Raw genomic sequence first — 10,911 nt, 5'->3', positions numbered from 1 at the left:
GACCCCGCGCCGAGAGCGACGGCCCATCCGGGGGAGAGGTTCAGAGGCCGTTGAGCAATCCCAGGCACGGCCCGATCACGATGATCCACGCGGCCGCCGAGATGATGAGGACTCCGACGCCGATGCCCCGGGTCTGCCGCCAGATCAGCAGGACCGCGCCCAGGATGAGCGGAAGCACGACCGCCCCGATCGAGAAGGCCATGCCGAGGTTGGCGAGGCTGAAGAACAGGATCAGGGCGAGGATCATGGAGACGCAGCCCACCGCGGTCCCGACGCCGATGCCCGCGCCGAAGCCCAGTCCCGAGCGCGGTGCCGGTGCGCCGGTCGGGCCGACGTATCCGGCATAGCCGCCGGGCGCTCCCGGGACGCCGGGCGCTCCCGCGGGTGCGCCGGGTGCGCCGGGTTGTCCTGCGGGCAGCGACGCGCCGGGAAGAGGGCCCGCGGGAGGGCCCGCGGGCGCGACCGGGCCCGGCGGCGGAACCGGTGCGGGCGGCAGCGGCGGGGTGAGCGGCGGCGCCAGGGGCACGGGTGGTTCCGGCGGCAGCGGCGGCGCGGGAGGATCCGGCGTTCCCGGCTGCACCGGCTGCACCGGCGGAGCCGGCGGTGGCGCCGGCGTGCCCGGAGGCGGCGGTGTGTCCGGGGGCGTCGGCGGCTGCGCCGGATCCGGTTCGGACGGGAGGTCAGGCGTGCTGTTCACTCGGGGTCCTCCTGGGGGTGAGCGGGAAGGCGCCTCGTCGCGCCTTCCCGACGATGCGGGCGAGCAGGAGCGGGATCGTGACGAGCAGGAAGAGCTGCGGTCGGGTCAGGCCGAGCCAGGCGACGTCGTTGCCGCGGACGAACTCGACGAAGAACCGGAAGACGCCGTAGGCCGCGATGTACAGGGTGAGGGTCTCGCCGGCGGCGATGTCGCGGTGGCGGAGCCAGAACCAGAGCAGGCAGAACGCCGCCGCGTGGAACGCGATCTCGTACACGAAGCTCGGATGCAGCGGCACGCCGGCCGGGGATCCGACCCGCGCCGCGGCGGCCGGATCCAGGACGATGCCCCAGCCCGTGCCGGTCGGGGTGCCGGGGCGCTCCGTGAAGAGGCAGCCGAAGCGGCCGATCGCCATCGCGATCGCCACGGCGGGGGCGAACAGGTCGCCGCTGCGGTCGCGGTAGCCGACGATCCTCTTCGCGACGTGCACGCCGAGCCACGCGCCGACCAGAGCGCTCAGGATCGAGGCGTTGCCCTGCGTCAGCTGCGCGACGAGGTCGCGGTTCTTGGTGAGGTCGATGTGCTGCGCCCAGGTGCCGAGGCGACTGAGGATCGCCGCGCCCAGCAGGGCTCCGAGCACGAGATAGGCGACCCGCGGATCCGTGACGCCCCGCCGGCGGCGTTCGATGAGGAACACGATCCCCGCCGCGCCCAGGCCGAGCGCGACGAAGAAGCCGTGCGTCTCGAGCGGGGGTGCCCAGGGCCCGAGCAGATCCTGCAGCGTCGGGAACATCAGAACCGCCCGATCCAGAACATCACCCAGAACGGCGTCGCGACGGCCGAGAGAAGCGCGAGGACCGACAGATACGCGAGGACCAGGCGGGTGTCGCCGAGCTTGCACTTCGATCGCAGCAGACCCTGACGACGGGCGCGCGCATAGCCGGCGATGGCGATGAGCGCGAAGCCCAGAACGGCGATCGGGCCGAGTACGCAGGCGATCAGCGCGACCGTCGTGAACACGCACAGCCGCAGCGGATCGAACGGCGGGGCGGGGGATCCGACCGTCTCGTCGTAGCGGTTCAGGCCCGTCAGATCGATCTCGCCGGGCTCCGGAGGTCCGCCGGACGTGCCGAGCACCGTCGGTTCGCCGCCCGTCGCCGCGTGCGGCGCATGATCGACCGGTTCCGGCGGAGTCCGGAACCGGTCATGGCGTGCATCGCCACCCGAGGACATGGCTCAGTGCCCCACCGAGAGCGGGAGTCGCGCGCGGTCGCCGGCGTCGACGCCCGCGTCGCGGGCGGGACCGGCGCCGCGGGCGCCCGCGGATCCGGTCGCGGTCGAGATGCGCGTGCGGGAGAGCGGCGCCCAGGCCTGCACGGCGCAGAACGGTGCGCACTGATGCGCCGAGGTCTGCTCGTTGACCGTCGCGACGTGCACGCAGCACTGCGTGAGGCGCTCCTCGATCATCGTGTTGATGTCCATGAAGGGCTTGACCGTGATGCGCTTGACGCGCTCGCCGAGGAACCGGCGCAGTCGCTTGTGCTGGCCGGGCAGCGCCGCGGTGGCGAGCTTGGTGAGCGTGCCGATGCCGAGGTCGCATCCCGTGCAGATGTCCTTCCAGAGGGATCCGATCGAGGGGTGCGACAGTGAGGACTGCTCGCTGAGCAGGTCGAGCAGCGATTGCTTGACCGAGTCCTTGAGCTTCTGGTTGATGCCGCTGTCGGCGATCCGGTTCGCGATGAGGTCGGGGTTGAGGTCGAGGAAGTCCTTGAGCTTGTCGTGGCCGACGAGCTTGGTCAGCGAGTTCCAGGATCCGGAGTCGTCTTTGAGCAGGTAGCCAACCGAGCAGCAGTGCGGGTGGCTGCACGGCAGCGCGGTGAGGTCCTTCCAGGTGACCTCGCCGTCGGTCTGCGGTGCCAGCCGCGCCAGCACCCCGGTGTGCGTGAGGCGGTCGTCCGGGTCGATCCCCGCGGAGCGTCCGGATCCGAACACGGGCTGGATGGTCACGCCGCCCACGTAGGGCGTCGCCATGGCGCGGCGGATCACGGCGCCGATCTCGTCGTCGTTGACGCCCAGGGCCGCGGTCATCGTGAGGGTCGTGAAGACCCCCGCCTCGCTGAGCCGGGCGAGCGCGCGCTCCTTGAACCGGCGGATGTCCGCCCCGCGATGGTAGGCGGACGCCTCGGCGCTCTCGCCGTCGTACTGCAGGTAGACCTCGACCCGCTCGCGATGCTTCTTCAGGGTTTCGACGAGCGCGTCGTCCTGGGCGATGCGAAGGCCGTTGGAGTTCAGCAGGATGCGCACGACGGGGCGTGCGACGAGGTGCTCGAGCAGCTGCTCCAGCCAGGGATAGAGCGTCGGCTCGCCGCCCGAGAGCATGAGCACGTCGATGCGGTCGTTCTCCCGCGCCAGCCGTGCGTCGACCGAGGCGAGCACGTCGGCCAGCGGTGCGATCGCGCTCGCCGCGGGGCTGGACTCCGCGAAGCACGTCGGGCACCGCAGATTGCAGTGGTCCGTGAGGTCCTCCAGCAGGATGCAGGTGTGCTGCGTCTGCATCTCGGGGAGGCCGTCCTCATAGGCCGAGGGCACGGGCTTGAAGTTGCCGGCGAGATCGGGCTCGTGGATCTTGGTCGGCGCGGTCCACTGCTCGAGGTAGGTGAGGATCTCGGCCGACTCGTCGTACATCGTGCGCTGCAGCCCGTGTTCGGGACACCCGCGCTCCAGCCAGACCCGATCGTTCCGCACGGCCAGCCAGCCGCTCAACCGGCGGACGTCGGCGAGCGGGCGATCCGGATCCTCTTCGTGACAGGTCGGGCAGAACGCGTTGACGTAGCGATGCACGCGGTAGTCACGCAGGGGCTGGCCGGATCCCGCCGTCTTCACGCGGGCGGGGGCTCCCGCCGCAGCCGAACCGAGGCCTGCCGGAGTCTCCGCGGTGGGGGTCATGCGGCCACCCTAGCGGCCAGGGCATCGGGGGCGAGCCGCTTCCGCGGGGCGTGTGGAGAACCCCGTTGTTCTCGGTCGGAGGCGACGCGACACCGTCGTTCCGGATGATCAGCGGCTCGGAAGCGGAGGGCCGCCCGCGAGGACGACCCTCCGCTCGTTCGGATTCACGGACGTTCGAACGCCTTCGTGACCGCACCTGCAGCGAGCAGGATCAGCCCGGCGAAGAGCAGGAACGGGTCGGAGAACCCGGTCTGCGCGAGAGAGCCGTTCCTCGGGGTCGAGGCGTACAGACTGTGCGCTGCACCGACCAGACGGTGTGCCACGGTGGACACGATCGGGACTCCGCCGGTGCCGGCACCCGGAGCGGTTCCTCCGATACCGGACCCGGGAGTGCCGGTTCCGGTGCCGGGAGTTCCCGGGGTTCCGGTGCCCGGCGTGCTCGGAACGGTCGGCAGGCCCGGCAGCGAACCGGTGATGCCCCCGATCACGCTGCCGATCACGCCGGGAAGGGATCCCGTGATCCCGCCGATCGCGCCCGGTGCGGAACCCGTGATCTCTCCGGCGACGCCGAGCGCCGCAGGGAGAGCTCCGGTGACACCGCCGGTGATCCCGCCGAGGTCACCGATGGGCAGCGAGGGCAGGCCCGGGAGGGTTCCGCCGGTGCCCGGGATGCCGGGGTTGCCGGTGCCCGGGAGGCCGGGGACGGTCGGCAGACCCGGAAGACTGCCGGTCAGACCGCCGAGGATCCCGCTGAGGTTGGGCAGGCCCGGAAGACTGCCGGTGATCCCGCTGAGGTTGGGCAGGCCCGGGAGGGTTCCGCCGGTGCCCGGGGTGCCGGGGATGGTCGGCAGACCCGGAAGACTGCCGGTCAGACCGCCGAGGATCCCGCCGAGGTTGGGCAGGCCCGGGAGGGTTCCGCCGGTGCCCGGGGTGCCGGGGTTGCCGGTTCCGGGAAGGCCGGGGATGGTCGGCAGGCCCGGAAGGCCGCCGGTCAGACCGCCGAGGATCCCGCCGAGGTTGGGCAGGCCCGGAAGACTGCCGGTGATCCCGCCGAGGTTGGGCAGGCCCGGGAGGATTCCGCCGGTGCCCGGGGTGCCCGGGGTGCCAGGGTTGCCGGTTCCGGGAAGGCCCGGGACGGTGGGGAGTCCATCCGTCAGGTTGCCGAGGCTGGGCAGGGTCACCGCCGCGTGGGGTGCGGTGGCGCCGGTGGTGGGGACCGCGGCGTCGACGTAGACGTTGGTGCTGTCGGTGCCGATGCGGTCGGTCGTGGAGATTCCCTTGGGGCCTGCGGTGAGATCCCAGACGTCCTTGATTCCGAGGACGTTCAGGTTCTTGCCGACGTTCAGGCCGTCGGGGGTGGTGCCGGCGTGGACGCTGCCGACACCCGGGATGGGGACGGTGATGACGCCCGTGCTCGGGGTTCCGCCGGTTCCGGGAAGCCCCGGCAGGGTCGGCAGGCCCGGAAGGCCGCCGGTCAGACCGCTCAGGGGTCCGGTCAGTCCGCCGAGCGCGCCGGTGAGGTCGCCGAGGGGCAGAGCGGGCAACCCCGGGACGGTTCCTCCTCCATTACCGCCCGGGGTGCCGCCGTTGCCCGGGAGACCCGGGAGGGATCCGGTCAGTCCGCCGAGCGCGCCGGTGAGGTCACCGAGGGGCAGGGCGGGCAGGCCCGGAAGTGTTCCGCCGCCGTTGCCGCCGGGGGTGCCGCCGCCCGGGAGACCCGGGACGGACGGAAGGCCCGGCAGGCCGCCGGTGAGTCCGCCGAGGTTCGGCAGGGTCACGGACGCGTGGGGTGCGGTGGTGCCGGTGGTGGGGACCGCGGCGTCGACGTAGACGTTCGTGGTGTCTGTGCCGATGCGGTCCGTGGTGGCGATGCCGTTGCGGCCGGCGGTGAGGTCCCAGTCGTCCTTGATGCCGAGGACGTTCAGGTTCTTCCCGACGTCGAGGCCGTCCGGGGTGGCGCCGGCGTGGACTGTGCCGACTCCCGGGACCGGGATCGTAATCACTCCGGAGGTGCCGCCCGTTCCGGGAAGACCCGGGATGGATCCGCCGGGAAGACCCGGAACCGAGGGCAGGCCCGGGAGGGATCCGGCCAGTCCGCCGAGCGCACCGGTGAGGTCACCGATCGGCAGGGACGGAAGACCCGGGATGGATCCGCCGGGAAGACCCGGAACCGAGGGCAGGCCCGGCACTCCGGGAAGCCCGCCGTCGGTGAGTCCGCCGAGGCTCGGCAGGGTCACGGACGCGTGGGGTGCGGTGGTGCCGGTGGTGGGCACCGCGGCGTCGACGTAGACGTTCGTGGTGTCTGTGCCGATGCGGTCCGTGGTGGCGATGCCGTTGCGGCCGGCGGTGAGGTCCCAGTCGTCCTTGATGCCGAGGACGTTCAGGTTCTTCCCGACGTCGAGGCCGTCCGGGGTGGCGCCGGCGTGGACCGTGCCGACCCCAGGGACCGGGATCGTGACGACGCCCGGGGATCCGGTGCCGCCACCCGGTGCGCCGGTGCCGGGAAGCCCGGGAACCGAGGGCAGGTCGGGCAGACCGCCGGTGACTCCGCTGACGGTGTTCGCGACCTCGCTCGTGGCGGTGTCCGCGACGCCGGTCACCGTGTCCAGCACGGTGTCGACCGGTGCGGAGGGGAGGCCGGGATCCGTTCCTCCTCCCGGAGTCCCGCCACCGGGCGAACCGCCGGGAACGGCGGAGGTGGCGGTGGCGAGGGTGTCCGTGACGAGGGCCGAGACGTCCTGGGTCACGGCGGGAAGCCCACCGGATCCCTCCGTTCCGCCCGAACCCGGCTGACCGCCGGACGGCTGGTCGCAGGGGGCGGTCAGCAGGTTCGTCACGGTCGTGAGAGCGCTCTTGACGACGTTGCAGCCGCAGTCGGCGCCGTTGGGCGGTGCCTCCGCGGCGTTCGCCGCCGTTGCGCCGGCGAGAGTGATCCCGCCCGCGAGGAGCGTGCCCCAGAGAGCACGCTTGACGATGCGATTCATGTTCTCTTTCCTTCTGATCTGGGGATGCGCGCATGCGCAATGACGCGTGCCGTCCTCGAAGGACGGCCGTGCCCCGATCAGTCGGGAGAGGAGTCGTGGTCCGCGACCGGAGAGACCGGCAGGCGGTCATCGCCTGCGGATCCGATGCGGACGGTCAGCAGGCGCTCGCCCGCCGACGGAGAGGAGACCGTGCCGAACAGGCGCAGGTCGGTCGTGCTGCCGCCGGAGGCGGATCCGGTTCCCGGCACGCCGAACTCGGAGGTCGGCGATCCAGCCGGGTGGCGCGCGGGGGCGCCGGGAGAGACCACGGACGTCGTGGCCGGCGGCGCGACGGAGAAGCCCTCGTCGAGCGCGGGCGCCGCGAGCACGGGTCCTTCCTCCGTCGGGGACGAGGAGGGCGCCACCGGGGGCGAAGCGGGATCCGGAATGCCGGCGGGTGCCGGAGGGATGAGCTGGGGCGTTTCCCCTGCGACGGGCGAGGGGGCGGGGCCGGTCACGGAGTGCACGGAGTCGGTCACCGTGCCCACCGTGTCGTCGACGGACGCCGCCAGGCTCGGAAGGGTCGCGGTCACCGAATCGAGCGTCGCGGGGACCTGCTGCAGCACAGCTCCGACCGGAGTCAGCACGGGGCTCAGCGCCGGAACGATGGTTCCGGCCGTGCTGGTGACCGCGTCGACCGCGGAGCCGGCGGTCTGGCCGAGGCTCTGCAGGAGCGGGGCCGCCGCGTCCACGAGCGGTGCCACCAGGGGCGTGGCCGTCTCCGGGGCGTCTGCGGGAGCCGGTGCGTCGGCGATCGCGTCGGTCGCGGGTGCCACCGCGTCGGCGACGGGGGAGGGGAGGACTTCGGTGACGGTCTGCTGCACGGCCGAGAGCGTGCTCTGCACGGTGGCCGGCGCGTCGACGATCGTGTCCTGCACCGCACCGACGGTGCTCTGCAGCGTGCCGAGGAGGCTCGGGGGTGCCGGAGGTGCGGTTTCGGCGGCCTGCGCCGATCCGGATCCGAAGGCGATGGACAGCGCCATCCAGCCGAGGACGAGGATTCCGCCCGCGAGCGCAGCGGGGACGAATCCCCGTAGCGAACGCGCACGACCCTGCATGAATCCCCCCGATATACTGCTTACGGCACAAGGTATTCCCCCGCGGCGGTTCTGTCCAGAGGCGCGATCGCGTGTTTCACTCCGCTTCTGCGGATCGCAGCTGCGGCGCCACAGCGCGTCCAGCCGCCCCGCACTGACGTAGCGTTGATGTGTGAGCTCTCCCGTCCTCGATGCGGCCGCCGTCCGCGCCGATTTCCCCCTCCTCGCCGAGTCCGTCAACGGCATGCCGCTGGCGTATCTCGACTCGGCCGCGACGAGCCAGAAGCCCCGCGTCGTGCTCGATGCGGAGCGCGACTTCCTGGAGCGCTCGAACGCCGCCGTGCACCGAGGCGCGCACACCCTCGCCGCGGAGGCCACCGAGCTGTACGAGGACGCCCGCGCCGCCGTGGCCGGCTTCGTCGGGGCGCAGCCGGACGACTTGGTCTGGACGCACGGCGCCACCGAGGGACTGAACCTCGTCGCCTACGCGATCGGCAACGCCACGCTCGGTCGTGGTGCGCCCGCGAGCGCCCGCTTCGCGCTGCAGCCGGGCGACGAACTCGTTGTGACCGAAGCCGAGCACCACGCGAACATCGTGCCGTGGCAGGAGCTCGCGGCGCGCACGGGAGCCGTGCTGCGGGTGATCCGGATCCGCGACGACGGGTCGCTCGATCTCGATCACGCAGCGCAGGTCATCGGATCCCGCACCAGGGTCGTCGCTTTCACGCACGTCTCGAACGTGCTCGGCATCGTGAACCCGGTGGATGCGGTGGTGGCGCTGGCGCGTGAGGTCGGCGCCCTCACCGTGCTCGACGCGTGTCAGTCGGCGCCGCATCTGCCGCTGGATCTGCCCGCGCTCGGCGTCGACCTCGCCGTGTTCTCCGGGCACAAGATGCAGGGGCCGTACGGCATCGGCGGCCTGTACGGACGCCGGGAGGTCCTCGCGGCGCTGCCGCCGTTCCTTACCGGAGGCTCGATGATCACCCGGGTCACCTTCGAACGCACCGAGTTCCTGCCCCCGCCGCAGCGCTTCGAGGCCGGCACGCAGCCGGTGTCGCAGGCGATCGCGCTCGCCGCCGCCGTGCGCTACCTCGACGGTCTCGGGATGGATGCGGTCCACGCGCACGAGGCGGCGCTCGAACGTCGCCTGCGCGAAGGCCTCGGCGCGATCGAGGGGGTCCGGCTGCTCGGCGCCGCGGAGGGCGCGGAGCGCGTGGCTCTGCAGGCCTTCGTCGTCGACGGCGTGCACGCGCACGACGTCGGGCAGTTCCTCGACGCACGCGGGGTCGCCGTGCGCGTCGGCCACCACTGCGCCGAGCCGGTGCACGCGCGCCTCGGCGTGACCGCGTCGGTGCGCGCCTCTGCGGCGCTGTACAACACGGCCGACGAGGTGGATCGCATGCTCGACGCGGTCTCGGGGGTGCGGGAGTTCTTCGGCGTCTCCGGATCCTCCGCGGAGCAGGGGGTGCGTCAGGCAGGCGATGCGCCGAGCGATCGGAGGGAGCCGAAGTGAGCGGCCTCGAAGACCTGTACCAGGAGCTCATCCTGGATCACTCCAAGCGCCCGCACGGCAAGGGCCTGCTCGAGGCGACGGACGACGCCCATGAAGCGGAGTCGCACCAGCGCAACCCGATCTGCGGCGACGAGATCACGCTGCGCGCGCGCATCTCGGACGAGGGCGACCGCATCGCCGCGGTGAGCTGGGACGGCGCGGGCTGCTCGATCTCCCAGGCGTCGGCGTCGATGCTCACCGAGCTCGTGGTCGGCAAGACCCGGGCCGAGGCGACGACGCTCATCGACGGCTTCCGCGAAGCCCTGCGCTCGCGCGGCGCCGTCGAGCTCGACGAGGACCTGTACGGCGACGCCGCGGCCCTCACCGGCGTCAGCCGTTACGTGGCGCGCGTGAAGTGCGCGATGCTCGCCTGGGTCGCCCTCGAGGACGCCCTGCTCCGCGCCTGAGACCGCCGCGGCGTCAGCCGCGCTGCGGGCGCCGGCGCCCGGTCGACGCCGCCCCTGCCTATCGGGCGTGCGCGGACTGCGCCTCTGTTACGGCCACTGTTACGCCGCGGGAATCGGATCCGGATCCCGAGGCGTATGCTGGCCGCGTGAGCCTGACCTGTCGTTGTTGTCTCTGAGCGCCCTCCGCGCTCCTTCGACGACCACAGACAGCTCCGCGCCCTCGCGCGACGACCGTTCAGGACCACCCTCCGTGCGCTACGCAAGCCACGTCGCCGATCTCGTCGGCGCGACGCCCCTCGTCCGTCTCTCCTCCGTCGTCGGCGCGACCGCCGAGCGGCCGGCCATCCGGGCGACCGTGCTCGCCAAGGTCGAGTACTTCAACCCCGGCGGATCCGCGAAGGACCGCATCGCGCGGTCGATCGTCGACGCCGCCGAGCGAGAGGGTCTGCTCCAGGCAGGCGGAACGATCGTCGAGGCGACCAGCGGCAACACCGGGGTCGGCCTCGCGCTGATCGCCCTGCAACGGGGCTACCGCATGGTGTTCGTCGTCCCGGACAAGTTCGACGGACCCAAGGTCGCCACCCTGCGAGCCTTCGGTGCCGAGGTCGTCGTCACGCCCACCTCGGTGCCGCCCGAGCACCCCGAGTCGTACTACTCGGTCGCCGCGCGGCTCGCCCGGGAGATCCCCGGGGCGTTCAATCCGAACCAGTTCGCGAACCAGAACGGTCCGCGGGGGCACTACGAGTCGACGGGCCCGGAGATCTGGGCCGACACCGAAGGCCGGGTCACCCACTTCGTCGCGGGCATCGGCACCGGTGGCACCATCAGCGGCACCGGCCGCTACCTCAAAGAGGTGAGCGCCGGCCGCGTGCGCGTCGTCGGCGCGGATCCGGAGGGGTCCCTCTACTCCGGCGGTCCGGTGCACTCCTATCTGGTGGAGGGAGTGGGCGAGGACTTCCTCCCCGACACGTTCGACGGATCCGTGGTCGACGGCTACGAGCGCGTCTCGGATGCGGAGTCGTTCGCGATGACCCGCCGGCTCGCCCGCGAGGAGGGGCTCCTCGTCGGCGGATCCAGCGGCATGGCCGTGGTCGCCGCCCTCCGGATCGCGGAAGGGCTGGGTGAGCACGACGTCGTGGTCGTGCTGCTGCCCGACCACGGCCGCGGCTACCTCGACAAGCTCTACGACGACGACTGGATGACCGGGAACGGGTTCGCCGTGCCGGCTGCGCCCGCTGCGCACCCCGGCGTT

8 protein-coding genes and 1 pseudogene are annotated in these 10,911 nt (G+C 72.3%); 3 read left to right on the top strand and 6 right to left on the bottom strand.

Annotated features, from left to right (window positions below; genetic code table 11):
- Window positions 1–40: 40 nt before the first annotated feature.
- The 6 genes from WFJ01_RS02330 to WFJ01_RS02305 all read right to left on the bottom strand — a co-directional run bounded on the left by WFJ01_RS02330 (window position 41) and on the right by WFJ01_RS02305 (window position 7,721).
- Complete coding sequence (locus WFJ01_RS02330) at window positions 41–526, bottom strand: hypothetical protein (RefSeq protein WP_292882568.1); 486 nt, start codon at window positions 524–526, stop codon at window positions 41–43.
- A 154-nt stretch (window positions 527–680) separates the two neighbouring features.
- On the bottom strand, window positions 681–1,487 hold the full coding sequence (locus tag WFJ01_RS02325) for a prolipoprotein diacylglyceryl transferase (RefSeq protein ID WP_292883555.1): 807 nt from the start codon (window positions 1,485–1,487) through the stop codon (window positions 681–683).
- A complete protein-coding gene (locus WFJ01_RS02320) occupies window positions 1,487–1,831 on the bottom strand; it encodes a hypothetical protein (protein WP_336628087.1) in 345 nt (114 codons plus the stop codon). Before WFJ01_RS02320 ends, WFJ01_RS02325 begins: the two co-directional genes overlap by 1 nt.
- 99 nt (window positions 1,832–1,930) lie before the next feature.
- Window positions 1,931–3,640 carry a radical SAM protein gene (locus WFJ01_RS02315; protein WP_336628086.1) on the bottom strand — a complete coding sequence of 570 codons (1,710 nt, stop codon included), beginning with the start codon at window positions 3,638–3,640 and terminating at the stop codon, window positions 1,931–1,933.
- Between the two features lie 164 nt (window positions 3,641–3,804).
- Window positions 3,805–6,624, bottom strand: coding sequence for a hypothetical protein (locus WFJ01_RS02310; protein WP_336628085.1), 2,820 nt, complete (start codon window positions 6,622–6,624; stop codon window positions 3,805–3,807).
- A gap of 77 nt (window positions 6,625–6,701) precedes the next feature.
- A complete protein-coding gene (locus WFJ01_RS02305; protein ID WP_336628084.1) occupies window positions 6,702–7,721 on the bottom strand; it encodes a hypothetical protein in 1,020 nt (339 codons plus the stop codon).
- 151 nt (window positions 7,722–7,872) lie between these two features.
- Between WFJ01_RS02305 and WFJ01_RS02300 the strand changes: the two genes are divergently transcribed.
- From WFJ01_RS02300 to WFJ01_RS02290, 3 genes and pseudogenes are all read left to right on the top strand, one after another.
- The gene (locus WFJ01_RS02300; RefSeq protein WP_251443600.1) at window positions 7,873–9,213 is read left to right on the top strand and encodes a SufS family cysteine desulfurase; all 1,341 of its coding nucleotides are present in this window, start codon (window positions 7,873–7,875) and stop codon (window positions 9,211–9,213) included.
- Complete coding sequence (sufU, locus tag WFJ01_RS02295) at window positions 9,210–9,659, top strand: Fe-S cluster assembly sulfur transfer protein SufU (protein WP_292882583.1); 450 nt, start codon at window positions 9,210–9,212, stop codon at window positions 9,657–9,659. Before WFJ01_RS02300 ends, sufU begins: the two co-directional genes overlap by 4 nt.
- A gap of 67 nt (window positions 9,660–9,726) precedes the next feature.
- Window positions 9,727–10,755: pseudogene (locus WFJ01_RS02290) on the top strand (PLP-dependent cysteine synthase family protein); the annotation flags it as partial.
- Between the last annotated feature and the right edge of the window lie 156 nt (window positions 10,756–10,911).

The sequence above is a fragment of the Microbacterium sp. MMO-35 genome (assembly GCF_037147555.1).
Taxonomy (GTDB): Bacteria; Actinomycetota; Actinomycetes; order Actinomycetales; family Microbacteriaceae; genus Microbacterium.
Note: the sequence above shows the minus strand (reverse complement) of the source record. Positions and strands in the feature narration are given on the sequence as shown.